Source organism: uncultured Thioclava sp. (assembly GCF_913064665.1).
Classification (GTDB): domain Bacteria; phylum Pseudomonadota; class Alphaproteobacteria; order Rhodobacterales; family Rhodobacteraceae; genus Thioclava; species Thioclava arctica.
In genome coordinates this window covers 20,749-45,486 of the sequence record NZ_CAJYBT010000021.1, presented here as the reverse complement: position 1 = coordinate 45,486, position 24,738 = coordinate 20,749, and the positions used below count along the sequence as shown (strand labels likewise).

Here is a 24,738-nt window from a genome sequence, read left to right as displayed (position 1 = left end):
TCCTTTCAACCAAAGAGCCAGCAGCCCCCGAGCCCAAGCCCGAGCCCGACCAAAAGCCATGCGACACGGTCGATGAGCGGGATATGCCCCGCCGCGACGGCGGCCATCGCCCCCGGTTGGATCGCGCCGTCGCTTGCAGGAACCCCCGTATCCACCTCGCCGGTCACGACCCGCGAGAAGGCATTGAAGAAATCCTCGGCATTCTTGCGCGCCACGCCCTGAATCAACCGCCCGCCGACTGCGGCCAGTTTGCCGCCCACCTCGACATCAGCGACATAGGACAACCGCGTGCCCTCGCCTTCATGCGCGAGCCGGATGTCCGCGCCCCCCTTGGCGAAACCCGCAGGCCCGCCCTGCCCGCGCCCGCTGATCCGGTAAGAGACCGGGGGCACCAGATCGGAGAACTCGACCTTGCCGCGAAAGCGGGCCGAGACCGGGCCGACCCGCGCCACAACCGTCGCAGTATATTCGGCCTCACCAGTCTGTTCCATCGACTCGCAGCCCGGGATCGCGCGGCGCAGCACCTCGGGGTCGTTGAGCCCGCTCCACACCGTTTCGGGATCAGCCGGGATCAGGTGATCTCCCTCGAACCGCATCACCGCGCCTCCGCATGGATCGCGTTATAAGCCCGGTAGAGCGACTGCGTGCCCTCTTCTCCGAAACCATTGTCGATAAGCGTGAGATACAACCTGCGCGCCAGCGCGAGACCGGGCAGATCGAGACCCAGTTTTTTGGCCTCTTCCAGCGCAATGGTCATGTCCTTGACGAAGTGGTGGATGAAGAAACCAGGTGCGAAATCCTCGTCCACCATCTTCGGCCCAAGCCCGTTGAGCAGGAAACTCGAGGCCGCCCCGGTTCCGATTACCTTGAGAACCTGATGCGGGTTCAGACCGGCGACACGCGCGTAGCTGACGCTTTCAGCCACCGCAAGCATGGTCGAGGCGATGGCAATCTGGTTGGCCATCTTGGTGTGCTGGCCAGAACCCGCCTTGCCCATCAGCGCAATATTCGCCCCCATCAATTCCAATACCGGGAGCACCTGATTGAAGGCGCTCGTCTCGCCCCCCACCATAATCGCAAGCTTTCCCGCCTTCGCACCGACGTCGCCCCCCGACACTGGAGCGTCGAGCGCCGAAATCCCGCGTTCAAGCGCAGCCTGCGCGATCCTCGCGGCCAAGGCCGGGCTCGACGTGGTCATGTCGATCAACACGGCTCCCGGTCGCGCCTTGGCGACGATCCCGCCCTTGGAGAGGTAGACTTGCTCGACATCGGCGGGGTAGCCCACGATGGTGATCGTGATATCGCTGACTGCGGCCACGGCACCGGGACTGTCAAACCACTGAGCGCCCTGAGCGACCAGAGCATCGCCCTTGGCGCGGGTGCGGTTGTAGATATTGAGAGGGTAACCCGCGGCGAGGATGTGCCCCGCCATGTGCTGCCCCATGATTCCGAGTCCGATGAAGCCGACGCTGGGTTTCTGTTCTGTCACGGCTGGGTCCTTTTCTTTGGGCTGGGCGCTGCCTCTCGCAGGAGCGCGCGAATGGATTGCGGGGTCAGCGGAAGACGCTCAATCGTCACGCCGCGAGGCGCGAGCGCATCGCTCACTGCATTGGCGATCACGCCGATTGCGCCCATCACTCCGCCTTCGGCCATGCCCTTGATCCCAGCGGGGGTGCGGCGGTTCGGAGTATGGTGATGTAGGATTTCGAACTCGGGCAATTCGTTCGGGGACGCGACAAGGTAATCGGCGAGCGTCGCAGAGAGGTTCTGCCCCGAGCCGTCATAAACAACCTGTTCGAGCAGCGCGCCGCTTAGCCCCATCGCGATCGCACCTTGCTGCTGGCCGCGCACCACGATCGGGTTGAGAACGGTGCCGCAATCCTCGGCGACGAGATACCGGTCGATCGAAATTGCGCCGGTGCGCGGATCGACTTCGACCTCGCAAGCATGGGTCGAATTGGAATAGGTCATCGCAGGCGGATCGTAGCTATGCGAGAAGTCGAGCCCGGGCGCGATCCCCTCGGGCAGCGCTAACGGGTCAAGATAGGCGCGCCGCGCGACATCCGCCAGCGTGAGACCCGTCTCCTGCCAGTTGTCGTCAATCATTCGTTCGATCTGACCCGCGCGCATTCGCAGCTCGCCAGCCCCGTTGAGATCCAGCATTGAGGCCGCAATCACGAGCACCCGCTCGCGCGCCTTGAGCCCACAGAGATAGAGCGTTCCGCCCCCGGCGGTCGCGCCGCGTCCACCGCGGCTGCCCATGCCATAGGGCGCGACATCGGTGTTGCCCATGTGGACCGTGACATCTTCCGAGCGCACACCAAGCCCTTCGGCAACCGCCTGCGCAAGCGGGCTCTCGTAGCCCTGTCCCGTGCCCATCAACCCGACAGAGGCATTGACCGCCCCGCTCGGTTCGATCCGTACCCAAGCCGCTTCATGCCCTGATCCCGGAATGCCGGCAGACTTGTAGAATTCCGATCCGTAGGTCGTGCTTTCGATCACCGTGCACAGCCCGAGCCCCAGATACCGGCCTTCGCAAAGTGCCTGCGCTTGCCGCTCGCGGAATGCCGCGACATCGATCGCGGCAACCGCAGTCTCAAGCGTTTCCCGAGGGGTGACATCCTCGAGGAGTTCGCCCGTGGGCATCTTATAGGGCAAGTCTTCCGGGCCAAGCGCATTGATACGGCGCACCTCGATCGGGTCGAGGCCAAGCTCGCGGGCAATGGCGTCGATCGTGCCCTCCATCACCCAGCTTGTAACCGCCATTGGCGCGCGCATCGGGCCAGCGCCGCATTTGTTGGTCAGCGCGACGCGGACCTCATAGGCGTAGTCTTGGATCCGATAGGGGCCGGTCATGATAAGTGCGATAACCCGGGCCATGTAATTGGCCGGGAAAAAGCAGTAGCTGCCAAAATCCTCGTCGAGCTCAAGCTCAAGACCGAGAATCCGTCCGGTTTCGCTTACCGAGGTGCGGGTGCGGCACTCGTATTCCCGCGCATGAGCGGCGGCCATCAGGTTCTCCATGCGATCTTCGCGCCAACGCAGCGGGCGGCGCAAGTGACGCGAGAGGGCCGCCACCGTGAGTTCCTCGCGGTAGAGCGCGATCTTCTGACCGAACGCACCGCCCACATCGGGGCTGATCACCGTGACCTGACTTTCCGACAGACCCAGCCGCTTGGCGAGCTGGCTGCGCAAAGGGTGCGGGACCTGATTGCCGATATGCATGTTCAGATGCGCTCTTCCGTCATCCCAATCGGCAAGGCAACCGCGCGTCTCCAGCGGGACATGCGTGTGGCGATGGAGCGCGAAACGGGCCTCGATCACGCGATGCGCCTCGGCCCGACGTGCCGCAGGATCGCCGACACACAGGCTCTGATGCGAGACCATGTTGCTGGACAAGGTTTCATCGACCAGAACCGCGTCGGGCGCGAGGGCCTGCGCGATCGAGGTCACCGCAGGGAGTTGGTCATATTCGACGGTGACACATTCGGCGGCATCCTCGGCTAGGTAGCGATCGGTCGCGACCACGCAGGCCACCGGATCGCCGTGGAAACGCACTTTCTCGATCGGAAGCGTCGTGAGTTCGGTCGGTTGCAGCCCCTCAATCGGCGGCGCGATGCGCAGCCGCGTCGTCAATTGATCAAGGTCGCGCCCGGTGAAGATACCAACGACCCCCGGCATTTCAGAGGCTTCGGCGCTGTCGATTCCGAGGATGCGCGCATGGGCGTGGGGCGAGCGCACGAAGCTCACATGCAGCGCGCCGGGAACGGCAAGATCGTCGAGATAGCGCCCGCGGCCAGTGACGAGACGTCGATCTTCCTTGCGCGGCAAGGCGCGGCCGATCTCGGTGAAGGCGCTGCTCATACCGACTCTCCACGCATCCGTGCCGCAGCCTTCAACACCGCGGCCACGATATTCTGATAGCCGGTGCAGCGGCACAGATTGCCCGACAACACATCGCGCACCTCGCTTGCGGTGGGGGTCGGGTTCTCGCGCAGGTAATGCTCGAAGGTCATCACGATGCCAGCTGTGCAGAAACCGCATTGCAGCCCATGTTCCTCGTGCAGCGCCTGCTGGAGCGCCGAAAGCGCATCGGGCCGTCCCACGGCCTCGATCGTCGTGACCTCATGCCCCTCCATCTGGGCGGCGAAGGTCAGGCAGGCGCGGGCCGGACGCCCATCGATCAGCACGGTGCAGGCGCCGCAGACGCCGTGTTCGCAGCCCACATGTGTGCCTGTCAGGCCAAGATCCTCGCGCAGCACATCCGACAGCAGCTTGCGCGCGGGCACCTGCAGATCGTGTGTTTCGCCATTCACGCTTAGTGAAAGCGTCAGGGGCTCGTGTGTCGAAGCGTTCATGCACCCTCCTCCCGGTTCAGAGCAGACTGGAACGCGCGAACAACAAGCGTTTCGGCGAGTTCCCGGCGGTAGACGGCAGGCACCTGCTCACTGTCCTCGGGCGCAATCGTCGCAGCGACCGCCGCCGCGAGGTCGCGAATGGTGGTTTCATCTGCCGGTCGCCCCTGCATGCGCGCTTCGATTTCGGGCAAGCGCAACGGAACAGTCTCAACACCGCCGAGTCCGATCCGCAGCGCATCGATTTTGCCCTCTTCGTCGCGCGCGAAACTCAGCGCGACGCTGACAAGCGCGAAATCGCCGTGACGGCGGGAGAAATATTCGAAGGCCCACAATCCGCCAACCGGGAGCGGAAAGCGCAGCGCAGTGATGAGTTCGCCATCGCGCAGATCAACCGTCATGATCGATTGCAGGAAATCGGACGCGGCAACCTCGCGCGTTCCCTCCGGCCCCGCGATCACCAGCGAGGCGCCGAGCGTGACCGCGATCAGCGGCAACTGGGCGGCCGGATCCGCATGGGCGAGACTGCCGCCGATCGTGCCGCGCTGGCGGATAGCGTAGTGCCCGATAGTTGCGGCGGCGGCACTCAAAAGCGGCAGACTGCGCCGCACTTCCGACGCGATGGCAAGGCGGTGATGGCGCGTCAGCGCGCCAATCTCGACGAAGCTATCCGTCACCCGGACGCTGTCCAGTTCGATCAGGTCATTGAGATCGACCAGATGTCCCGGCCGCGCCAGACGCATGTTGAGCATCGGCCCCAGGCTTTGGCCACCGGCAAGCGGCTTCGCGGCGGACCCGTGCGCGCGCAAAAGCGACAGGGCGTCCGCTAGGTTCGCAGGCCGGTGATAGAGGAATGGGGCCGGTTTCATCGCTTTATACTGCGTTCCAGATCAACGACTGACCGGTTTCACGATCAAAGACATGCAGGCGGTTGAGATCCACAGCGAGCGTGATTTTTTCGCCGAAGGCATGGCGCAGATCCTTGCCGACGCGGAAGAACAGCTCTTTTCCCCCGAAATCCATTCCCAGATATTGATCCGAGCCGACCGGAAGCACCGAGTTCACGGTGCCGCTAAGCGCGTTGACCTCACGCTCCGCGGGGCCTTCCGCGACATCCTCAGCCCGGATTCCCAGCCGGACCTCGCGGCCCTCCTGTCCTTTCAGGCGCGCCGCGTGCGCCTCCGGCAGCACAAGACGCAGCCCGTCGCGTACAAAATCCATTCCACCGTTCGATCCGGCCTCGAGCACGCCGTCAAAATAGTTGATCGGCGGGCTTCCGAGGAAAGACGCGACGAAAGTGTTCGCCGGTCGCTCATAGATGTCGTCCGGAGTGCCGATCTGCTGCACCACCCCATCGTTCATCACCACGATACGGTCCGCGAGCGTGAGAGCCTCGGCCTGATCGTGGGTCACGTAGACGAAAGTCGTCTCCATTGCGCGATGGAGTTCCTTGATCTCCGCGCGCATCGAGATGCGCAAGGCCGCGTCAAGGTTCGAAAGAGGTTCGTCCATAAGGAAGACCGACGGCGCACGCACCATCGCCCGGCCCAGCGCCACACGCTGACGCTGGCCACCCGAAAGCTGCGACGGGCGCCGATCGAGCAGATGCGAAATCTCGAGTTTCTGCGCGGCGTCGCGCACGCTCTTGTCGATTTCTTCCTTCGGCACGTTCCGCATCCGCAGTCCAAAGCCGATATTCTCATAGACCGTCTTGTGCGGATAAAGCGCGTAGCTCTGGAATACCATCGCGACGTCGCGCTTGTGCGGCGGAACGTAATTCACAACCTGCTCGTCAAAGATCAGATCACCATCCGATACCTCCTCGAGCCCCGCAATCATATTGAGGGTCGTGGATTTGCCACAGCCCGAGGGGCCAAGCAGGACGATGAACTCACGATCCTCGATATCGAGGTTGAGATCGCGAACGGCATGGAAGCCGTTGGCGTATTTCTTGTTGACGTTTGTGAAACGGATCCGGGCCAAAACGTTATCCTTTCTAACCTTTGACTGCCCCGGCGGTCAGACCGGAAACGATGTAGCGTTCGAAGACGATGGCGACGATGACTGGCGGCACTATCGCCAGCACGCCTGCGGCGTTGAGGAATGAGAAACTCACCGTGAAATCAGAGGTGAACGAGGCCAGCAGGATCGGCAGGGTCTGCGACGCCGAGGTCTGCGTGAACATCAAGGCGAGCAGGAACTCGTTCCAGCTGGTAAGGAAGGTGAACAGCACCACGGCCACGAGCGAAGGCAGCGAGAGCGGCAGGAACACTTTGATCAGCGCCTGAAGCCGCGAACAGCCATCAACCCGCGCGGCTTTATCCAATTCGTCCGGCAAGCCCTCGAAATACTGAATCAGGATGAAAACCGTGAATGGCACCGTGACTGCGAGATAGGTGATCACCAGCGACCAAAGCGTGTCGAGCATCCCCAGTTTGCGGATCACAAGGAAGAAGGGCACGACCAGCGCAATATCGGGAATGACGCGTGTGAGCAGGATAAAGTAGACCGAAGCGTTGCGCCCCCAGAACCGTATCTTCGCGATGGCATAGGCGGCTGGCACGCCGACAAGCAGGTTAAGGATCACGACGAGCGTCGCCACGATCAGGCTGTTCCCCATCGAGGGCAGCAGGTTCTTCGCGGTCGAGGGGATAAAGTTACCCGCCGCAGGATCGGTGCCCGAGCGCGTCTCGTAGGTAACCGGCGCGCTGTCTCCGGCCGTGAAAATCGCCTTGAAATTGCCCAGCGTGGGCTCATCGGGGATCCAGTGCGGCGGGATCGAGACGATCTCGGTCTCGGTCTGGAACGCCGAGGAGACGAGCCAGGAGACCGGAGCGAGCACATAAATCGCGAGGACAATCGCAGAGACCAAGATCACAACGCGCTGGACAATGCGCGCCATGGTCTGGCGGCGACGGTAGTCGATCGTGTCGACGGGAGGGGTGATAGGCATATTGGTCATGTCAGATCTTGCGCCCCAGCGTTCGAATGAAGAGGTAGGAAAGTGCGAAGGTCGCGATTGCGAGCAGGTAGGACATCGCGGCCCCGCTACCGAAAGAGAGGTTGCGGAAGGTTTCGACATAGATGTGCCAAGACAGCACATGCGAGGCGCTGCCAGGCCCACCCTCGGTCAGCACGAAGAACAGGTCGAAATGGCGGATCGCCATCATCGTCTCGTAGATCATCACCAACATGAAACCGGGCTTCATCGCAGGCAGGGTGACATGCACGAAGCGCTGCCAAACCGTCGCTCCATCGACGCGCGCGGCCAAATACAGATCCGCCGGAATCGACTTGAGCGAGACCAGAAGAAGGATCGTGGCCAGTGGCACTTCCTTCCACACGAAAGCATTCGCAATCAAGAACAGCGTCTTGTCCTGATCCCCCAGCCAGACCATGTATTTATCTATGAAATCAAGCTGATAAAGAATGCCGTTCAGCGCGCCATAGCTGGAATCGTAGATCCATTTCCACATCAGCGCGTTCGCGACATAGGGGATCGCCCAAGGCACCAGCAGGATCGTGGAGAGAATACGGCGACCACGGAATTCCTGGTTCAGCAGCAGAGAGACAAGCAATGCGATGACGGCGATCGCGCTGACTGAGACGAGCGAGAAACTCACCGTGCGCCAGACCGCGCCCCAGAAAGCCTCGTCCCCCAAAAGATCGGTATAGTTCTTGAGACCAACGAAAGGGGTCCGGTTCGGGCGCGTCAGCTTGATGCTGAAGAAGCTGATATAAAGCGAATAGGCGATCGGGAAGACCGCGACCGCGCCCAGCACAGCCATCACCGGAGCAAGAAACAGCATAGCGCTGCGCTCCTCGTATCCTAGCCGCCATCTCGGGCGTGTCGCCCCAATCATTGTATCCGCCACGTCATGCTCTCCCGTTGCCCTGCCCGACAGTCGGCGGGCCTTCTACAAGGCCCGCCTCGCCTGCTTAGTAGCTGTCCTTCAGCTCGTTCCACAGATCGGCAGATTTCTTGACCGCCCCGGCGGCATCGACATTTCCAAGGATCGCCGATTGCCAGGCCGAACCATTGGTGTCGTTCCACTCACCGAACCACGGGGTGATCGTGTCCTTCTTGCGGGCAAGCGCCTGCTGGGCTTGGATCATATTGACATCACCATAAGAGTCGTAGGCCGCGCGGATCTCCGGATCCTCGAACAGCGGCTTCACACCGAACCCGGCCCCGATATCGAGGAACAGGAGCTTCTGGAACGTGTAGGCTCCGTCCGACTTGCCGCCGAACCATTCGATCAGCTTCGCGGTGTTCTCGGCGCGCGCCTTGTCCTGCGCGGCTTGCGTCGACATGCCATGGAAACGCATCCAGCCCACTGTCGCGTGAGAGCCGTTCGCGCCTTGCGGCATCATCGCTTGCTTCACATTGCCCGCGATCTGCGATTGCGCAGGGTCGTTGAGCATCCGCAGACGGTATTTTGCGACCATCGCGAAGGCATGGTTCCCCGCCGCAAACGACTTCAAGCCAGCCAGTTCGCCGGTTTCGACGCAGGCGGGCGATACGATCTTGTGCTTGTCTACCGCATCAACCACCCATTGCAGCGCCTCGACAGCACCTTCCTTCGAGTCCTGCATAACGGCCGAGCCGCTGTCGTCGACCAGTCGGCCGCCATGCGAGTAGACCAGCGTCGAGATGAACTCGATCAGCCAGCTTTCTTGCGCCATCGCGAGCATCATCGGATATTCGGCAATGCCCTTTTCCTTCATGACCCGGGACTGCTCCACCAGCTCATCCCAGCTCGACGGCGGCGCATCAAAGCCAGCTTCCTTGAGCTTCGCCTCGTCATAAAGGAACGCCATGTAGTCGGTGTAATAGGTCAGGCCGTATTGCCGACCGCCATAGGTCATCGACTGGGTGCAGAAATCCTCGGCCTCAGCGTTGTATTTCATCAGGCTGTCGAATTCATCGACCGGAGCGATCCAGCCAGCCTCGGCCCATTCCGGCAGCCACGAATCCGACACCCACATCGCGTCGAGCGGCGCACCGCCAACGAATTTTGCGACCATGCCCTCGCGATACTGCGCCCAGGGCGAATTTCCGTAATTCACGGGAATCCCGGTTTCGGCCGTGAAGGCGCTGAGGTGACTCTGCACGGTGTCGACTGCGGCGGACCATGTGTGCATCGTCAGCCCTGCGGTCTCGGCGCGCGCCGGACGAACCAGACCCGGCGCCATTAGCGCCCCTGCACCCGCCGCCGAATAGCGGAGGAAATCCCGGCGCCCGAGCTGGCGCATCTTATCCTTGAGCATCATTCGATTCCTTTTGCATGGCCGCCCGCCCCGAGTTCGATTGAGGTCCCTTCGCAGCGCACCGTTCCCGTTGAACTTGTTTGTAAGAATCGACGCTATTGGCGATTTATTAATTCGTCAATTGACGACAAACGAAAAAGTGAAGATTCACCTTCCCCGACGGAAATTGCACAAATTTTCAGCATCCGTGGCCATCGCCGCAGCTGAAAACGTAAGAAATGTAGCTGATTGTGGCGGTCAGTCGCCGCGACACACGTCGATCATGTCCCCGAAGCCCGCAAGGAACACTCGAACATGCATTGACACCACCTGGTCCTCGGACAGGGACAGGCTGCTCTGATAAATGTGACGCCTAATCGCGTAGTGAGAGATCGCACCATGCAGCGTCCATGCCATCTCGTGGAGCAATGCAGGCTCTTCGGGCAGGGACACCCCCTTCTCATGCGCCACCTCGCGCATTACGACCTCTAGCACCTGCATGATGATCGCCGCGATGTAGTCAGGCGCCATATTTGCTTCGGCCAGAGAGGCGTAAAGGAGCAGCCGCAACCACTTGCGCGTCAATGTAGACTGAAGGTAGTCGCGATAGAAAGCCTCGAGGCGCTCTGAAACCGGCCGCGAACGATCCTGAAGATCCACGAACCAGACTGCCTTGAATGCGCCAAGGATTTCTTGGTTATAGACCTCCTTGAGCAGATCTTCCTTCGTCGGAAAGAAGCGGTAGAGAAGGCGTTGCGAAATGCCGCACTTCTCCGCCAGCTGACGCGTCTGCCCCGTAAGGCCATTCTCGGCAAAGAAGTCGGTCGCGACGTCCAGAATCTGAGCGCGGCGCTTGTTGAACGGCATCCGGACAGAACCCTGCGGCGAACCAGGCTTGTTTCCGGTGCCGCGCGCTTTTGGCGCACCCCGAGCTGCTGTCGATTTGGCCTGCACGTTATCCCCCTCGCATCCGTTGTTCTTAACCATGACGTCGGACGCAACGCCCTTAATATTGCATAGTAGCCCACGACGCGCGCGGGCAAAGCTTTTTTCGTCGAGTGACGACTTAAATGTTGCGTGCACCAAGAATTTGGTCATAGCCTTAACACATCGTGGCGCACCAGTGCCTAAGATTCAAAGCCATTCATGCCGGAGCGCATCATGATCTATGAACAAAGAACCTACCGCATCACGCCCGGGAAAGCGCCTGAATTCCTCAAGCTCTATGAGGCCGAGGGGCTTCATATCATCAGTCAATACGCGAAGCTCGCCGGATGCTGGGTCAGTGACAGTGGCGTACTGAACGCGGTCACCTTCCTTTGGGCCTATGAAGATTATGGCCACCGCAGCGCACAAAGAGCCAAGCTCGGCGCAGACTCGGACTGGCAGGGTTTCGTGCCCAAGATCCTTCCCTATCTCGTGCATCAGGAAAGCATCTTCCTGCAACCCGCCGCTTTCTCTCCGCTTGACTGAACCGGGCGCAAGTCACCATGCGCACGCTCGGCATCCTTCTCGCCGCTGGCGCCTCTCGTCGCTTCGGCTCTCAGGACAAGCTTCTTGCAGACTGGAACGGCGCGCCTCTGGTGCTTGCAGCTGCGCGCTCCCTCGAGGCAGCGGGGTGCGACGCGCTTCTTGCGCTCGTCTCTTCCGAGAGGGTGGGCGCAGCGCTCCCTGCGTCGTTCCAAGTGCATCAGATTGAGCGGGGCCTGCCGCTCTCTCGGACGTGGCGAATGGCGCGCGACTGCGCTATGACGCTGCACGCGGAACGCGCGCTGTTCGTATTGGGCGACATGCCCTCCGTTTCAACTGACACACTCCGAACCTTGGTGAATAGCGACAGCGGCAGCCGCGCCTGCGTTTTCAACGGCATCTCGATGCCGCCGGCACTTTTGGTCGCAGATGATATGCGGCGCATGCCCGACCCGGAACAGGATCAAGGCGCCCGAGAGCTGCTGCGCGCCCTGCCGCACAAGTCGCTTATTCCCCTCTCGGCCCAAGAAGCCTGTGACATCGACATTCCGCAAGACCTCTGGCGGAATTGAGACCGCCTCCGTGTTCGACCGTGAAGGTTTTCTCGCCTCCCCTGCGTTATAAATACGTGCCGTCGAAACCGACGAAACCAACACGGGGCGCTACAGAAGCGCACAGGCGTGACAAGGGCGCGCAGCACGCCGCGCCCTTTCCCATTGTCGCCAACCATCGGGGTGACGCGTGGAGACGATCAACGGCCCAAGATGGATTGGCGCTGTGTCTCGGGAAGGAATGGCTTCATGGCCTCTCCCCCAACAATGATCGCGCGGTCCAGGCCGCCTTTTTCTTTCCCTCTGCAGCGATTGAGGCCGTATCACCTGCGCAACCGAGATGCGTGCCATTTGACCGCGCCAAAGCATTCTGGCATCCCGAAAGCTGGGCGAACGGATCTGGCTCAGGCGCGTGATTGTGGGAATAGCGATGTGACATTGAAGATCGTGGCCGCGCGGTTGCGGGTTGGTGGGCGGCATGTTCTGGCGATGCTCCCTTGTCTCATCCTGCTCGCCCCGGCAGCGCAGGCGCAAGAGACGCTGCGGATCGGGGTTCTGGATTACCTCGGCTCGGATCACTCGCTCAGCCATTGGAAGCCCACCGAAGCCGCGCTGGATGCGGCCCTGCCCGGCTATGATTTCCGCTTCGAGCCGCTTGATATCCATCAGCTCGACGCGGCGCTTGCGGCGCAGGATCTGGATTTCGTCATCACCAATCCGGGCAATTATGCCGAGTTGGAATATCGCCATCATATCAGCCGCATCGCCACCGCGCAGTCCGATCAGCCGGTGGGCTCGACGCTGGTCACGACCCAAGACCTGAAAACCCTCGATGATCTCGCCGGGCGCAAGATGGCGATCACCGCCCCCGAGGCGTTTGGTGGGTTTCAGGTGATCTGGTCCGAGATGCTGAAAGCCGATCCCCGACTGCCCGCCAAGGTGCAGCTTGAGGTGACGGGCTATCCGATGCAGCGCGCCGCCCAAGCGGTGCTGGAGGGGCGCGCCGATGCGGCGGTGCTGCGCCCTTGCATGCTTGAGCAATTGCAGCGCGACGACCCGGTGCGCTACGGGGCGCTGCACGCTTTTGCCCTTCAGCCATCTGGCCAGACGCAATGTGCGCTCTCGAGCAGGGTCTATCCCGGTTGGCCCTTTGCGAAAACGCCCGCGACCTCGCCCGAACTGGCCAAGCAGGTGGCGATTGCGCTGATGCAGATGCCCTCGGGCAATCGCTGGACGGTGCCGCTGGATTACCAGCCGGTGCATGATCTGCTGCGCCAGTTGCAGCTTGGCCCCTATGCCCGCACCGGCCCGGTCAACCTGCGCGATTTTATCGCCGATTACCGCGACTGGTTGATCGCGCTGGCCGTGGCGCTGATGTTCTGGGCGCTTTATTCCGTGCGCATCGAGACACTGGTGCGGCGGCGCACGCGGGCGCTGGACGCGGCCAACACCCAACTCAAGCAAGAGATGATCGAACGCGAGCGCGCCGAAACCGCCGACCGGCTGCATATGCGCGAGCTGGAACATGTCGCGCGGCTCTCGATTCTGGGCGAGATGGCCTCGTCCATCGCGCATGAGCTGAACCAGCCGCTTTCGGCGATTTCCAACTATGCGCAGGGCTGCTTGCTGCGGCTCAAGACGGGCAATTTCTCGCAGGGCGATATGGAGACCGCCTCGGGCGAGATCGCCGCGCAGGCCGAGCGCGCGGCCACCGTGATCCGCCGCATCCGCGCCTTCGTGCGCAAACGCGAAAGCCAGCGCGCCCCGATCAACATCTGCGAACTGCTGGCGGAATGCAGCGCGCTGTATCACGCCCAGACCCACCGCGCGGGCGTGCGCGTCGAGGTGTTGTGCGCCGAGGGGCTACCGCAAGTGATCGGCGACCGGGTACATCTGACGCAGGTGATCCTTAACCTCGTGCAGAACGCGGTGGACGCGATGGCACAGACCGAGCCCGCCCAGCGCCGCATTCTCATCACTGCCGAACGCGCCGAAGAACCCGGTCGTGGCGCGGGGATCTGCCTGTCGCTGCGCGATCGCGGCACGGGCATGTCCGAGACCGCGATGGCCCATTTCGCCGAGGCGTTTTACACCACGAAACCCGAAGGGATCGGGCTGGGGCTGGCCCTGTCGCGCTCGATCATTGAGGCGCATGGCGGCTGGATGCGCGCGCAGCGTCCGGCGGATGGGGTGGGATTGCGGGTGGCGATCTGGCTGCCAATCGGTGAGGATGCCGCATGAACGACACGCCCGTGATCCATATCGTCGATGATGACCGCGCCGCGCGCGAGGGGCTGGGGTTCTTGCTGTCCTCGCTGGGGCTGACGATTGCATCGCATGCCAGCGCCGCCGATCTGCTGGCCACGCTGGGCAATCAGATTGTGGGCTGCATTCTTGCCGATGTCCGCATGCCCGGAATGACGGGGCTGGACCTGCTGGACGAGCTGGGGCGGCGGGACTGCCCGCTGCCGGTGATCATGATCACGGGGCATGGTGATGTGCCGATGGCGGTGCGCGCGATGCGGACTGGCGCGATGGATTTTTTTGAAAAGCCGGTCAATGGCATGGCCCTTGTCGAGCGCATCAACGAGGCGCTGCGTGTCAGCGGCGAACGCGCGCAATCGCTGGGCGGGCGCGAACAGCTGACCCGGGGCATCGAAAGCCTGACCGCGCGCGAGGCCGAAGTGGCGCGCGCCGTGCTGGCAGGGCGGCAGAACAAGCAGATCGCGCATGATCTGGGTATCAGTCTCAAAACAGTGGAAAACCACCGCCACAACGTGATGGACAAGATGCAAGCCAGCAGCGCTGCCGATCTGGTGCGACGCCTTGTCGCGGCGGGATGGCAGGCGGATTAGGGGTTAACCCCCAGACCCTTCGGGGTTTGCACCGATAGAGCGGTGCAAGGCATCAACGTAAAGTTCGGGCTGACCCAGCATAGAAAGGATCAGCCCTATGGACACGACCCGCCGCGGCTTTCTTGGCGCGATCGGCAAGGTGACCATCGGCGCCGCCGCCTCAATCGCAGGTGCGAGCCAAGCCGCCGAAGCCGCGCAATCCGACACGCCCACCGCCGTCCCGCATTGGGGCATGGTGGTCGATCTGCGCAAATGCATCGGCTGTCAGGCCTGCACCGTCGCCTGCATCATGGAAAACGCCGTCCCCGAAGGCGCGTTTCGCACCCATGTCTCGGTCTATGAACTGGTCAAGGACGGTCAGGACCCGGCAATGGTGATGCTGCCCCGGCTGTGTAACCATTGCGATGATCCGCCCTGCCTGCCGGTCTGCCCGGTCGAGGCGACCTTCAAGGCGGAGAATGGCGAAGTGCTGGTGGATGCCAGCAAATGCGTGGGCTGCGCCTATTGCGTGCAGGCCTGCCCCTATGACGCGCGCTTCATCAACCATGAGACGCAGGTGGCGGATAAATGCACCTTCTGTTTCCACCGCACACAGGCGGGGCTGCTGCCAGCCTGTGTCGAGACCTGCGTTGGCGGGGCGCGCAATTTCGGCGATCTGAACGATGCCGGCAGCGAGGTGTCGCGGATGCTGCGCGAGAACGAGGTCTCGGTGCTACGCCCCGAGATGCACACCAATCCCAATGTCTATTACATCGGTCTGGATGACCTGCTGGACGGTCGGGTGGCCGGTGAGGCCGCCTATCATCCCGAGATGGCCGATAGCGTGAGCAGCCATAAGGAGGGTCTGTGATGCAGGTTCAAGTCCACGAACTCGTCGGAGCCGTGCATGAGGCCGCCTGGCTGCCTTGGGCAGTGCAATATTTCTTCCTGATCGCGATCTCAAGCACGGCGCTTTTGATGGCGCTGCCCGGTTTCGTGCTGGGACGGGCGGGCGATCTTCCCAAGGCACGGCTGGCGCTGATGGTGGCCGTCACCACCGGTGTTGTCGCCCCCGTCGCGCTGCTGGCCGATCTACACCAGCCGTTCCGCTTTTGGGAGTTCTTCGTCTACACCCATACGACATCCTGGATGGCGTGGGGCGCGTGGATCGTGCCGAGCTACGTCGCGCTGTTGCTGGGCTTTGCATGGGCCATTCACCGCCCCGCCTTTTATGCGATGGGGCAGGAAAACTGGCGCTTTGCCTGGCTGTTTCGCCTGCTGGCGCTGAAGGGTGAGGCGAATGGCTTTGCCCGCCTGCTTGGCCTAGGCGCGGGGCTCGCGGCGCTGGGGATCCTGCTTTACACTGGCACCGAGGTCGCCGTGGTGCGCGCCCGCCCGCTGTGGAACTCACCACTGCTGCCGCTGCAATTCGCCGCCACCGGCTTTGTCGGCGCGCTGGGGGTGATGCTGGTGCTCGAACGCGTTCTGAACCGCGACGGCGCGCTCGAAGAAACGCTCAACCGCGATCTGGTCTTTGCGCTGGCCGTGGTTGGTGGGCTTGGCATCATCTGGTTCACGATTGCCCGCTCGGGCCTGTCGCCCGCCCATAGCCAAGCTCTGGCCTCGGTCGCGGGGTTCCCGATCTGGAAGCAAATCGCGGCTTGGGGCGCGCTGGCCATCGTTGTGCCCTTCGTGCTGGCGCTTGTCGCGCCGCGCAATACCGGCTGGGCGACCGGGCTGATCGCGATCCACGCCGCTTGGATGTTTCGCTGGACGGTCTTCATGGGCGGTCAGGCGGTGCCGAAAGTCGGCTCTGGCCTGTATGACGCGCTGCTGCCCAGTGGCTTTGACGGGCTGATGGGGGTGATCGGCACCTTCGGGCTCTGGATCTTCCTGCTCATCGCCTACACGACCTTCTTCCCCTGGGCCGATGCGACCCCGCCCGCCGGGCGTCGCCCTTCTGCGCCCGCTCATCCTGCTCGCTCTGTCTGAGGAGACCGCCATGACCAATCGCCGCAACATTCTCAAAGGTGCCGTCGCGACCGGGGCACTGGCCACGTTCGGAGTAGGCTATGCCGGAACCGTGAAAAAGCTGGCCAAGGGTAAGTGGTCGGGCGCGGTGCCGCGCAACGAACATCTCACCGGCAACTCGAGCCCGGCGGAATACAGCGTCAATCCGCAGACCGGGGATATCGCGCTCAATCCCGATCAGGCGATGAGCTATACGATGTGTATCGGCTGCACCACGATGTGCGGCGTGCGCGTGCGGGTGGACAAGACGGCCAACAAGGTGCTGCGCGTCACCGGCAACCCCTATTCCCCGATGAGCACCGATCCCTTCATCCCCTATGAAAGCTCGGTCGCGGAAAGTTTCGCTGCGATGGCGCAGGCTGGTAAGGGCAACGGGCTGCTCAACCGCTCTACCGCCTGCGGGCGCGGCAATGCCGTGCTGCAACAGGTCGAGAACCCGCGCCGGGTGCTGAAACCGCTGAAACGGGTCGGGCCGCGCGGCTCGGGACAATGGCAGACGATCAGCTTTGAACAGCTTGTCGAAGAGGTCGTCGAGGGCGGCGATCTGTTTGGCGAGGGCCGCATCGCCGGTCTGCGCGAAATTCGCGACCTTGAAACGCCAGCAGTCGAGGGTGCACCCGAATTCGGCCCGCGCGCAAACCGCTTGATGTGGATGAACTGCGTCGATGACGGGCGCGACAATCTTGTGCTGCGCTGGCTCAAGCAAAGTTTCGGGTCGAATAACTTCACCCGCCATGGCAGCTATTGCGGCGGAGCGTTCCGCTCGGGCTCAGGCGCGCTGTTTGGCGACTTCAAGGCGATGCCCCATGCCAAGCCGGATTTTTCCAATGCCGAGTTCATCATCTTCGCAGGCACCGCGCCGGGCAATGCGGGCAACCCGTTCAAGCGCATCGGCAATCTGGTGGCCAAGGCGCGCGCAGATGGCGATCTGAGCTATGTGGTGATCGACCCGATCCTGAACAACGCGCAGAACGGCCCCTCGGGCGAGCGGTCGCGCTGGATGGCGATCAAACCGGGCACCGATGGGGCACTGGCAATGGCGATGATGGCGTGGATGTTTGACAATGACCGGATCAATCACGACTACCTCGCCCAGCCTTCGCAAGCCGCCGCCGATGCCGCGGGTGAAGCAAGCTGGACCAACGCGACCCATCTGGTGATCGTGGACGAAACCCATCCGCGCTTTGGGCATTTCCTGCGCGGCTCGGATCTGGGGCTGACCGTTGAGGGCGACACCTATTGCGACGCCGACCCCCATCTCGTGGCGTCGTCAAATGGCCCCGTTCCCGCCGGAAACGCGCCCGCGCCGCTGTTCTTTGAAGGTGAGGTGGACACCACTAACGGCCCCGTCGCGGCTAAGACCTCGCTCAGCCTGTTGCGCGACGAAGCCCATCGCCAAAGCCTTGAGGCCTATAGCGAAGCCTGCGGCATCCCCGCAGCCAAAATCATCGACCTCGCGCGCGAATTCACCAGCCATGGACGCCGCGCCGCCGTTGATAGCCATGGCGGGATGATGGGCGGGTCGGGCTTTGCCAATGCCTATGCGCTCAGCATGCTCAACACGCTGATCGGCAACCTGAACTGGAAAGGCGGCGCAATGATCGCGGGCGGCGGGTTCCCCGAAAACAAGGGCCCGGCCTATGACCTCGCCAGCTTCCCCGGCGCGGTGAAAGCCAAAGGCCTGCCTGCGGGGCGCAACGTGTCTTATGAAAAGACCAGCGAATTCAAACGCAAGAAAGCGGCGGGCAATCCCTACCCCGCCGATGGCCCTTGGTATCCCAACGCGCCGGGCCTTGCGACCGAGTGGATTTCGTCAATGGTCAACCACTATCCCTACGGGGCCGAGGCGCTGATCTTTCGCAACACCAACCCGGTCTATGGCATCCCCGGAGTCGCGCCGTTGGTCGAAAAACTGAAAGATCCCAAGGTCGTGCCGCTGATCATCTCGATTGATCCCTTCATCAATGAAAGCACGGGGATCTCGGACTATATCGTGCCGGATTCGGTGATGTATGAAACGTGGGGCTTCACCAAGCCATGGGGTGGCGTGGCGACCAAAGCGACCTGCGCGCGCTGGCCGGTGATCGAACCAAGGATGGAGAAGAATGCGCAAGGAGACCGCGTCGGGATGGAGACCTTCCTGATCGCGACGGCCAAACGCATGGGCCTGCCCGGTTTCGGCGACGAGGCGATTCCCGATGCGCAGGGCGTGCTGCATCCGCTCAACCGAGCCGAGGATTGGTATCTGCGCGGGGCGGTCAATGTCGCGATGCTGGGCAAGACCCCGGTGGCACCCGCCAGCGACGAAGATATCGCGCTGTCCAACGTCGCGCGGATCGCGGAAGACCTGCAAGCCGTACTCAAGCCCGACGAATGGCGGCGCGCCGCGACGATCTATGCCAAGGGCGGGCGCTATGAAAATATCGAGCGCAGCTACGACGGCGCGCGCGCGACCTATGCGTTCGACAAACCAATGATGATCTGGAACGAGGAACTCGGCAGCTTCCGCCGCGCCACCACCGGCACCCGCGTGCCCGGCACCCCGTCCTGGCGCGAGGCGGAATTCGCCGATGGATCGAAAGTCTCCGATCACTATTCCAAAGAGGACTGGCCGATCCGGGTCTTCAGCTACAAATCTCCACTGCAGAACTCGTATTCTGTCGGGGCCGAAGTGCTGTTGCGCATCGTCGCCTCCAACCCGGTGATCGTGGGCAGCGCATTGGCGCGCGCCCATGGCATCCGCACCGGCGATATGGTGCGCCTGACAACGCCGGGGGGCATGCTGGAAAGCGTCGCGGTGGTGCGCGAGGGCATCGCGCCCGACACGGTCGCAATCGAGCACGGCTTTGGTCATCGCGGCTTTGGTGCGCATGACATCACCATCGACGGCGAGACCAAACCGGGCGATCCGCGACTGGCGGCGGGCGTGTTGCTCAATGATCTCGGGCTGATCGATCCGACGCGCGACAAAGCCGGCGTCTGGGTCGATCCGGTCTCGGGCACCGCCGTGCGCCAAGGCCTGCCTGCGAAAATCTGGCGCATCGCTTAACAGCGCGCGCCGCGCAGGTCACCTGGCCCTCCTCAAACCCGCCGATAGGTCAGGTAATGGGGCTTGCGGCCCTCGCGCAGCGCCTTTTGTTCATAGCGCGTCGACAGCCAATCCTCCCAAGGCGCATCCCAATCGCCATGGGTCGGCTGGGGGTCGTCAAAATCAAACGCGGGCGGCACCTCGAATTGCGGCGCGAACCCGGCTTTGGGGATTTCCTCGACCGCCTGACGGACGTAGTCGGGAATATCGGTGGCCACGCGAAATTCCGCGCCGGGTTTGAGCGCGCGGTGCAGCGGCTCCAGATGTTCCTGGGTCACAAAGCGACGCCGGTGATGTTTCGATTTCGGCCAAGGGTCGGGATAGAGCAAAAACGCCTTGTCGATACTGCCCTCAGGCAGCACATCCATCAGATCGCGCGCATCGCCGGGATGCACCGCAATCGAGCGCAGTTGCGTGCGCCGCAGCTTACCCAACAGCATCGCCACGCCGTTGACATAGGGCTCACAGCCGATGATCTCGACCCCCGGATAGGTCGAGGCCATATGCACGATATGCTCGCCCCCGCCAAAGCCGACCTCCAGCCAGACCGGTTTGCCATGAAACCGCGTGGCCATATCAAGGGGCACGCGGTCGGGGTTTTCAGCCCAACTCACGGCACCGGGCGACAGTTGCGCCAAATCTTCGCGCAGATAGGCCCGTTGCGCCTTATTCAGCGTCTTGCCGTTGCGGCGCCCGTAGAAATTGCGCCACGGGGCGGTGTTGGGGTCGGAGTGAGAGGTCTCGCCGCGCGGGGCGGTGTCATCATGCTGTGTCATGGCCGGGCCTCTAACGAGAGGGGGCGCAAAACTCAAGCCTTCTGTATCAGCCAAAGCCCGAAACACATCGCGCCGATCCCTGCCCCCCGCGCCAGAGTGAGCGGGCGCACCAAGGCCCCGAACAGCCCAAATTGATCAATCGCCGCCGCCGAGATCATCTGCCCCAGCAGCACGAAAAACACCGCATTGCCAACGCCAAAGCGCGGCGCAATGAACGTGACGGACAGCACATAAAACGCCACCAACAGCCCTGCGAGAAACAAATACCACGGTTGACTCGGCAGGCGCGCAATCGCGGAGGGCCCGGTTGTCACCGACATGACCGCCACCGCGCCAGACAGCGCCACGCAAAATAAAACCACCGCCGCGACGGCGGGCGATCCGATGCGCGCGCCCAGTTGCGCATTCAGCGCTGCAAGAACCGGAATCCCCAAACCCGCAGACAGCATGATGGTAGCGTAACGCAGATAATCAGGCATCGTTCTCTCCTCCAATTGCCGTTGAAAGTGACCCGGAACGAGGCGCGCCTCAAGCCCCCTTCCTCTTGATCGAAATATCCCGGGGGGCTGGCCGCAGGCCAGAGGGGGCAGCGCCCCCTCGAAACGACAACAGGCGGAGCATTGCCCCGCCTGCGCCACATCCCTTGCAACCGCTCAGATCACCTTTTTGAGCGCCTCGATCAGATCGGTCTTTTCCCAGCTAAAGCCACCATCGGCCTCCGGCGCACGACCGAAATGCCCATAAGCTGCGGTGCGCGAATAAATCGGGCGGCACAGATCCAGCGCGTCGCGAATGCCCTTGGGCGTGAGGTCCATCACCGCGCCAACCGCCTTTTCGATCTGCTCATCGGGCACCACGCCGGTGCCAAACGTATCGGCATAGATCGACAGCGGCTTGGCCACACCAATCGCATAGCTGACCTGAATGACGCATTTCTTGGCCAGCCCGGCGGCGACCACGTTTTTCGCCAGATACCGCGCGGCATAGGCGGCCGAGCGGTCCACCTTGGTCGGGTCTTTGCCCGAAAACGCACCTCCGCCATGGGGCGCGGCACCGCCATATGTATCCACGATGATCTTGCGCCCCGTCAGGCCCGCATCGCCATCCGGCCCACCGATCACAAACGTGCCCGTCGGGTTCACCCACCATTCGGTGTCGGGCGAAATCCAGCCCTCGGGCAGCACTTCACGGATATAGGGTTCGACAATCGCGCGGATATCTTCCGAGGTCTGGTTGGCATCGGAATGCTGGGTCGACAGCACGATCGAGCTGACCCCGACCGGTTTGCCGCCCTCATAGCGCACCGAAAGCTGCGACTTGGCATCTGGGCGCAGCGTGGGTTCGGCCCCCGATTTGCGCGCCTCTGCCAGACGGCGCAAAATCGCGTGGCTGTAATGGATCGGCGCGGGCATCAGCTCGGGCGTCTCATCGGTCGCAAAGCCAAACATGATGCCCTGATCGCCCGCCCCGTCCTTATCGACGCCTTGCGAAATATGGGCCGATTGCGCGTGCAAGAAGTTCGAGACGTTCAGCGTAGCCCAGTGAAACTCATCCTGCTCATAGCCGATATCTTTCACGCATTCGCGCACGATACCGTCGATCCGGCCCATATATTCGGCCAGTTTTTCTTTGTCCGACAGGCCAACCTCGCCGCCGACAACAACCTGATTGGTGGTGGCAAACGTCTCGCAGGCGACGCGGGCATTGGGCTCTTCAGCCAGAAATGTATCAAGAACTGCATCCGATATCCGGTCACAGACCTTATCAGGATGGCCTTCCGAGACAGACTCGGAAGTGAAAATATAGCTTTCGCGTGTCATGGGACGTGCTCCGTTGTGAATTACCCCGCACCGTCAGGAAGCCGTTGGAGCGGGTAGCGGTTTAGCTAGTGCCGCTTGACGCTGCGGTCAATGAAAATGCGCGCAATCAGTAAGGAAACGATGAATAACGCCGCAATCAGCGCAATGATCGGCCCATCGCCCAGCTTGGCATACAGCGTCTTGGGCAGCGAGGCTGGCAAGGTCACATCGAGCACCCCTGCACGGTCCATTCCCAGACTGGCCACGATGCGCCCCTTGGCGTCGATCAGCGCGCTCACCCCGGTATTGGCGTCGCGCGCCAGCGGCAGGCCCTGTTCGATCGCGCGCAGCCGGGCTTGGGCGAGATGCTGGTAAGGGCCGCTCAACGTGCCAAACCACGCATCATTGGTGACTTGCAAAATCCAGTCGGGACGCGACGGGAAATGCATCAAATCCTGTGGGAAAATCGCCTCGTAGCAGATCAGCGGGGCAACCTTGCCCAAAGTGCCAAGGTCCAGCAGCTTCTCACCCGTGCCCGCAGAATAGCCATTGCCCACCTGCGCCGCAAAGGCCGTCATTCCAAAGCGCGCCAGAAAATCGCCAAAGGGCATGTATTCGCCAAAGGGCACGAGGTGGGATTTGTCGTAAATATCGCGCACCACAGCGTCCGGCCCAATCACCGCAAGCGAGTTGTAATAGCGCGATCCTTGGCTGCGCTGAATGCCCATCGCAATCGGCACGCCCCCTGCCGCCTGAACCGATAGCTCAAGGCCCTGACCGGGGCGATCCAACAGGAACGGCACTGCGGTTTCGGGCCAGACGATCAGATCGGGCTTAGGCGTGCCGGGTTCGGGCGGCGTGCTGGTCAGGCGCAGCAACCGATCAAAGAATTTCATCCGATATTGCGGCAACCATTTGAGGTTTTGCGCCGCATTGGGTTGCACCAGACGCAGATGGACGGGGGGCGTGCGCGCCGGTGTCGGCGCGTCCAGACGTGCCGCGCCAGCCAACCAGATCGCCCCCAAACTGAGCAGCGCCACGCCAAGCAGCGCCCCCCCGCGCCCACCGCGCAGGCTTGCTGCCATCGCCGGGGCGGCCGCAATCCCCATCGTGAGCAGGCTCAGCCCCAGAGGCCCGACAAAGGCCGCCGCTTGCGCCACGGGCGTGCCGATCCAGATATGCCCGACCAGCACCCAAGGAAATCCGGTAAACACATACGAGCGCAACGCATCCGACGCCGCCATGCCCAGCGCGATCCCCAAGCCACGCGCCCCCGGCCCCGGCCCCGGCCCGATTTGCGCGCCAAGGCCAAACCCAAGCGCCCAAAACACGCCCATCCCCGCCGACATCAGGATCAGCGCGAAGGGGGCCATCCAGCCGTAAACCTCGGCCTCGACCATGAAGGGTTCGACGATCCAGAACATCGCCGCAAGCGCATAGCCAAATCCCGCCGCGAATCCGATCCACGCGACCGAAGCCGCCCAACGCTGCCCCGAGCCAAGCCAGACCACGCCAGCCAATGCGGGCAGTGCGATCCACCACAGGCCCAGCGGCGCTTGCCCCGCCGCCACCAAGGCGCCCAGCACAAGCGCGCCAAGCAGGCCTTGCCAGCGCGGGCGCAATGGCGCGCGAAATCCGGCCCGCATCGCTGCGATCATTCGGCGGCTGCCACGCCGGGCAGGCGCACCCGCAGCCGCTTGATGCGGCGCGGATCGGCATCAATCACTTCATACTCGACGCCGTTTTCGGTCACCACGACCTCACCGCGCGCGGGCACCCGGCCCAATTGCATGAACAACAGCCCACCCATTGAATCGATCTCGTCATCAGCCTCGGCATCAGCCAGTCGAATGCCCGTCACGCTTTCGAATTCATGCACTGGCGCGCGCGCCTGCACGATCCATTGGCCGGGCTTTTCCTCGCGCCAGTAACCGTCGTCGGTCTCGTCATGCTCATCCTCGATCTCACCGATCACCTGTTCGATCAGATCCTCAAGTGTCAGCAGACCATCGACCCCGCCATATTCGTCAATCACCAAGGCCATATGAATGCGCTGCACCTGCATCTTTTGCAGCAGCACACCGATTGGCATGGACGGGGGCACATACAGCAACGGACGGATCAGCTTGCGCAGATTGAACCGCCCATTGCCCGAGCCAAAGCCGTATTCCAGCGCCAAGTCCTTAAGGTGAACAAGCCCCAAAGGCGTATCCAAGGTCTCTTTAAAGACCGGCAGGCGCGAATAACCATGCTCGCGGAATTTCTGCACCAATTCGTCGCGCGAGATAGTGACCGGCACGGCCTCGATCTCGACTTTGGGGATCGCAACATCGCCAACACGCATCCGGCGCAGGTTACCCAGCCCCGGCGGCGGCACGGGGGCTGGAGGATGGGACTGTTCGATCTGGGACTCATCAGCAGAGGAGCGTCCCCCGAACCATCGGCTCAATAGCCCGCGCGCGGCGGGCTCAAAAGACTGTCCCGGTTCAGCGTTGTCTGAACCCTCAGTCGCGTCCTCAGTGTCGGCGGACTGCTGCGCTGCGTCAGTGACCTGTTCCATCGTCCCTTTCCAAAATCTTGACCC

At 62.5% G+C, this 24,738-nt stretch carries 22 protein-coding genes and 1 riboswitch; of the genes, 7 read left to right on the top strand and 15 right to left on the bottom strand.

Going from position 1 to position 24,738, the window contains the following annotated elements:
• Positions 1 to 5: 5 nt before the first annotated feature.
• From QZ571_RS10665 to QZ571_RS10620, 10 genes are all read right to left on the bottom strand, one after another.
• A complete protein-coding gene (locus tag QZ571_RS10665; protein WP_295534287.1) occupies positions 6 to 596 on the bottom strand; it encodes a carbon monoxide dehydrogenase subunit G in 591 nt (196 codons plus the stop codon).
• Positions 596 to 1,489, bottom strand: coding sequence for an NAD(P)-dependent oxidoreductase (locus QZ571_RS10660; protein ID WP_295534284.1), 894 nt, complete (start codon positions 1,487 to 1,489; stop codon positions 596 to 598). Before QZ571_RS10660 ends, QZ571_RS10665 begins: the two co-directional genes overlap by 1 nt.
• Positions 1,486 to 3,864 carry a xanthine dehydrogenase family protein molybdopterin-binding subunit gene (locus tag QZ571_RS10655; RefSeq protein WP_295534281.1) on the bottom strand — a complete coding sequence of 793 codons (2,379 nt, stop codon included), beginning with the start codon at positions 3,862 to 3,864 and terminating at the stop codon, positions 1,486 to 1,488. The genes QZ571_RS10660 and QZ571_RS10655 overlap by 4 nt, the downstream gene beginning before the upstream one ends.
• Positions 3,861 to 4,358, bottom strand: a complete 498-nt coding sequence (locus tag QZ571_RS10650; RefSeq protein ID WP_295534278.1) for a (2Fe-2S)-binding protein — start codon at positions 4,356 to 4,358, stop codon at positions 3,861 to 3,863. The genes QZ571_RS10655 and QZ571_RS10650 overlap by 4 nt, the downstream gene beginning before the upstream one ends.
• Positions 4,355 to 5,224 carry a xanthine dehydrogenase family protein subunit M gene (locus QZ571_RS10645; protein ID WP_295534275.1) on the bottom strand — a complete coding sequence of 290 codons (870 nt, stop codon included), beginning with the start codon at positions 5,222 to 5,224 and terminating at the stop codon, positions 4,355 to 4,357. The genes QZ571_RS10650 and QZ571_RS10645 overlap by 4 nt, the downstream gene beginning before the upstream one ends.
• A 4-nt stretch (positions 5,225 to 5,228) precedes the next feature.
• Positions 5,229 to 6,338 (bottom strand): sn-glycerol-3-phosphate ABC transporter ATP-binding protein UgpC, encoded by a 1,110-nt coding sequence (ugpC, locus tag QZ571_RS10640; RefSeq protein ID WP_295534273.1) that lies wholly within the window; start codon positions 6,336 to 6,338, stop codon positions 5,229 to 5,231.
• A gap of 13 nt (positions 6,339 to 6,351) precedes the next feature.
• Positions 6,352 to 7,317, bottom strand: coding sequence for a carbohydrate ABC transporter permease (locus tag QZ571_RS10635; RefSeq protein ID WP_295534270.1), 966 nt, complete (start codon positions 7,315 to 7,317; stop codon positions 6,352 to 6,354).
• Position 7,318: 1 nt separating this feature from the next.
• Complete coding sequence (locus QZ571_RS10630; RefSeq protein ID WP_295534266.1) at positions 7,319 to 8,164, bottom strand: carbohydrate ABC transporter permease; 846 nt, start codon at positions 8,162 to 8,164, stop codon at positions 7,319 to 7,321.
• A 130-nt stretch (positions 8,165 to 8,294) separates the two neighbouring features.
• Complete coding sequence (locus QZ571_RS10625) at positions 8,295 to 9,626, bottom strand: extracellular solute-binding protein (protein ID WP_295534263.1); 1,332 nt, start codon at positions 9,624 to 9,626, stop codon at positions 8,295 to 8,297.
• Between the two features lie 237 nt (positions 9,627 to 9,863).
• Positions 9,864 to 10,703 carry a TetR/AcrR family transcriptional regulator gene (locus QZ571_RS10620; RefSeq protein WP_295534259.1) on the bottom strand — a complete coding sequence of 280 codons (840 nt, stop codon included), beginning with the start codon at positions 10,701 to 10,703 and terminating at the stop codon, positions 9,864 to 9,866.
• 63 nt (positions 10,704 to 10,766) lie between these two features.
• On the opposite strand from QZ571_RS10620, the gene QZ571_RS10615 reads away from it, so the two are divergent.
• The 7 genes from QZ571_RS10615 (at position 10,767) to QZ571_RS10585 (ending at position 19,540) form a co-directional block, all read left to right on the top strand.
• Complete coding sequence (locus QZ571_RS10615; protein ID WP_295534256.1) at positions 10,767 to 11,078, top strand: NIPSNAP family protein; 312 nt, start codon at positions 10,767 to 10,769, stop codon at positions 11,076 to 11,078.
• A gap of 17 nt (positions 11,079 to 11,095) precedes the next feature.
• Positions 11,096 to 11,647, top strand: a complete 552-nt coding sequence (locus QZ571_RS10610; RefSeq protein WP_295534255.1) for an NTP transferase domain-containing protein — start codon at positions 11,096 to 11,098, stop codon at positions 11,645 to 11,647.
• A 411-nt stretch (positions 11,648 to 12,058) separates the two neighbouring features.
• Entirely contained in the window at positions 12,059 to 13,867 is a 1,809-nt protein-coding gene (locus QZ571_RS10605) for a PhnD/SsuA/transferrin family substrate-binding protein (protein ID WP_295534253.1), read from the top strand.
• Positions 13,864 to 14,481, top strand: a complete 618-nt coding sequence (locus tag QZ571_RS10600) for a response regulator (protein ID WP_295534251.1) — start codon at positions 13,864 to 13,866, stop codon at positions 14,479 to 14,481. Before QZ571_RS10605 ends, QZ571_RS10600 begins: the two co-directional genes overlap by 4 nt.
• Positions 14,482 to 14,578: 97 nt before the next feature.
• Complete coding sequence (gene dsrO / locus QZ571_RS10595) at positions 14,579 to 15,331, top strand: sulfate reduction electron transfer complex DsrMKJOP subunit DsrO (RefSeq protein WP_295534249.1); 753 nt, start codon at positions 14,579 to 14,581, stop codon at positions 15,329 to 15,331.
• Positions 15,331 to 16,452, top strand: coding sequence for an NrfD/PsrC family molybdoenzyme membrane anchor subunit (nrfD, locus tag QZ571_RS10590; protein ID WP_295534247.1), 1,122 nt, complete (start codon positions 15,331 to 15,333; stop codon positions 16,450 to 16,452). Before dsrO ends, nrfD begins: the two co-directional genes overlap by 1 nt.
• Before the next feature lie 10 nt (positions 16,453 to 16,462).
• Positions 16,463 to 19,540, top strand: coding sequence for a molybdopterin dinucleotide binding domain-containing protein (locus tag QZ571_RS10585; RefSeq protein ID WP_295534245.1), 3,078 nt, complete (start codon positions 16,463 to 16,465; stop codon positions 19,538 to 19,540).
• Positions 19,541 to 19,572: 32 nt separating this feature from the next.
• Here the strand turns inward: QZ571_RS10585 and QZ571_RS10580 are convergent, their stop codons facing one another.
• From QZ571_RS10580 to QZ571_RS10560, 5 genes are all read right to left on the bottom strand, one after another.
• On the bottom strand, positions 19,573 to 20,355 hold the full coding sequence (locus QZ571_RS10580; protein WP_295534244.1) for a tRNA (guanosine(46)-N(7))-methyltransferase TrmB: 783 nt from the start codon (positions 20,353 to 20,355) through the stop codon (positions 19,573 to 19,575).
• A 32-nt stretch (positions 20,356 to 20,387) separates the two neighbouring features.
• Positions 20,388 to 20,834, bottom strand: coding sequence for a DMT family transporter (locus tag QZ571_RS10575; RefSeq protein WP_295534241.1), 447 nt, complete (start codon positions 20,832 to 20,834; stop codon positions 20,388 to 20,390).
• A gap of 174 nt (positions 20,835 to 21,008) precedes the next feature.
• Entirely contained in the window at positions 21,009 to 22,175 is a 1,167-nt protein-coding gene (gene metK, locus QZ571_RS10570; RefSeq protein ID WP_295534239.1) for a methionine adenosyltransferase, read from the bottom strand.
• Positions 22,176 to 22,181: 6 nt separating this feature from the next.
• A riboswitch (SAM-SAH riboswitch) is annotated at positions 22,182 to 22,231 on the bottom strand.
• A gap of 9 nt (positions 22,232 to 22,240) precedes the next feature.
• Complete coding sequence (lnt, locus tag QZ571_RS10565) at positions 22,241 to 23,812, bottom strand: apolipoprotein N-acyltransferase (protein WP_295534238.1); 1,572 nt, start codon at positions 23,810 to 23,812, stop codon at positions 22,241 to 22,243.
• Positions 23,809 to 24,714, bottom strand: a complete 906-nt coding sequence (locus QZ571_RS10560) for a hemolysin family protein (RefSeq protein WP_295534235.1) — start codon at positions 24,712 to 24,714, stop codon at positions 23,809 to 23,811. Before QZ571_RS10560 ends, lnt begins: the two co-directional genes overlap by 4 nt.
• Positions 24,715 to 24,738 lie beyond the last annotated feature (24 nt).

Coding starts and splice junctions, on each gene's coding strand:
- QZ571_RS10665 (WP_295534287.1), bottom strand. CDS start 596: ATGCGGTTCGAGGGAGATCACCTGATCCCGGCTGATCCCGAAACGGTG.
- QZ571_RS10655 (WP_295534281.1), bottom strand. CDS start 3,864: ATGAGCAGCGCCTTCACCGAGATCGGCCGCGCCTTGCCGCGCAAGGAA.
- QZ571_RS10650 (WP_295534278.1), bottom strand. CDS start 4,358: ATGAACGCTTCGACACACGAGCCCCTGACGCTTTCACTAAGCGTGAAT.
- QZ571_RS10645 (WP_295534275.1), bottom strand. CDS start 5,224: ATGAAACCGGCCCCATTCCTCTATCACCGGCCTGCGAACCTAGCGGAC.
- QZ571_RS10635 (WP_295534270.1), bottom strand. CDS start 7,317: ATGACCAATATGCCTATCACCCCTCCCGTCGACACGATCGACTACCGT.
- QZ571_RS10630 (WP_295534266.1), bottom strand. CDS start 8,164: ATGCTGTTTCTTGCTCCGGTGATGGCTGTGCTGGGCGCGGTCGCGGTC.
- QZ571_RS10625 (WP_295534263.1), bottom strand. CDS start 9,626: ATGCTCAAGGATAAGATGCGCCAGCTCGGGCGCCGGGATTTCCTCCGC.
- QZ571_RS10620 (WP_295534259.1), bottom strand. CDS start 10,703: ATGACCAAATTCTTGGTGCACGCAACATTTAAGTCGTCACTCGACGAA.
- QZ571_RS10615 (WP_295534256.1), top strand. CDS start 10,767: ATGATCTATGAACAAAGAACCTACCGCATCACGCCCGGGAAAGCGCCT.
- QZ571_RS10610 (WP_295534255.1), top strand. CDS start 11,096: ATGCGCACGCTCGGCATCCTTCTCGCCGCTGGCGCCTCTCGTCGCTTC.
- QZ571_RS10600 (WP_295534251.1), top strand. CDS start 13,864: ATGAACGACACGCCCGTGATCCATATCGTCGATGATGACCGCGCCGCG.
- dsrO (WP_295534249.1), top strand. CDS start 14,579: ATGGACACGACCCGCCGCGGCTTTCTTGGCGCGATCGGCAAGGTGACC.
- nrfD (WP_295534247.1), top strand. CDS start 15,331: ATGCAGGTTCAAGTCCACGAACTCGTCGGAGCCGTGCATGAGGCCGCC.
- QZ571_RS10585 (WP_295534245.1), top strand. CDS start 16,463: ATGACCAATCGCCGCAACATTCTCAAAGGTGCCGTCGCGACCGGGGCA.
- QZ571_RS10580 (WP_295534244.1), bottom strand. CDS start 20,355: ATGACACAGCATGATGACACCGCCCCGCGCGGCGAGACCTCTCACTCC.
- QZ571_RS10575 (WP_295534241.1), bottom strand. CDS start 20,834: ATGCCTGATTATCTGCGTTACGCTACCATCATGCTGTCTGCGGGTTTG.
- metK (WP_295534239.1), bottom strand. CDS start 22,175: ATGACACGCGAAAGCTATATTTTCACTTCCGAGTCTGTCTCGGAAGGC.
- lnt (WP_295534238.1), bottom strand. CDS start 23,812: ATGATCGCAGCGATGCGGGCCGGATTTCGCGCGCCATTGCGCCCGCGC.
- QZ571_RS10560 (WP_295534235.1), bottom strand. CDS start 24,714: ATGGAACAGGTCACTGACGCAGCGCAGCAGTCCGCCGACACTGAGGAC.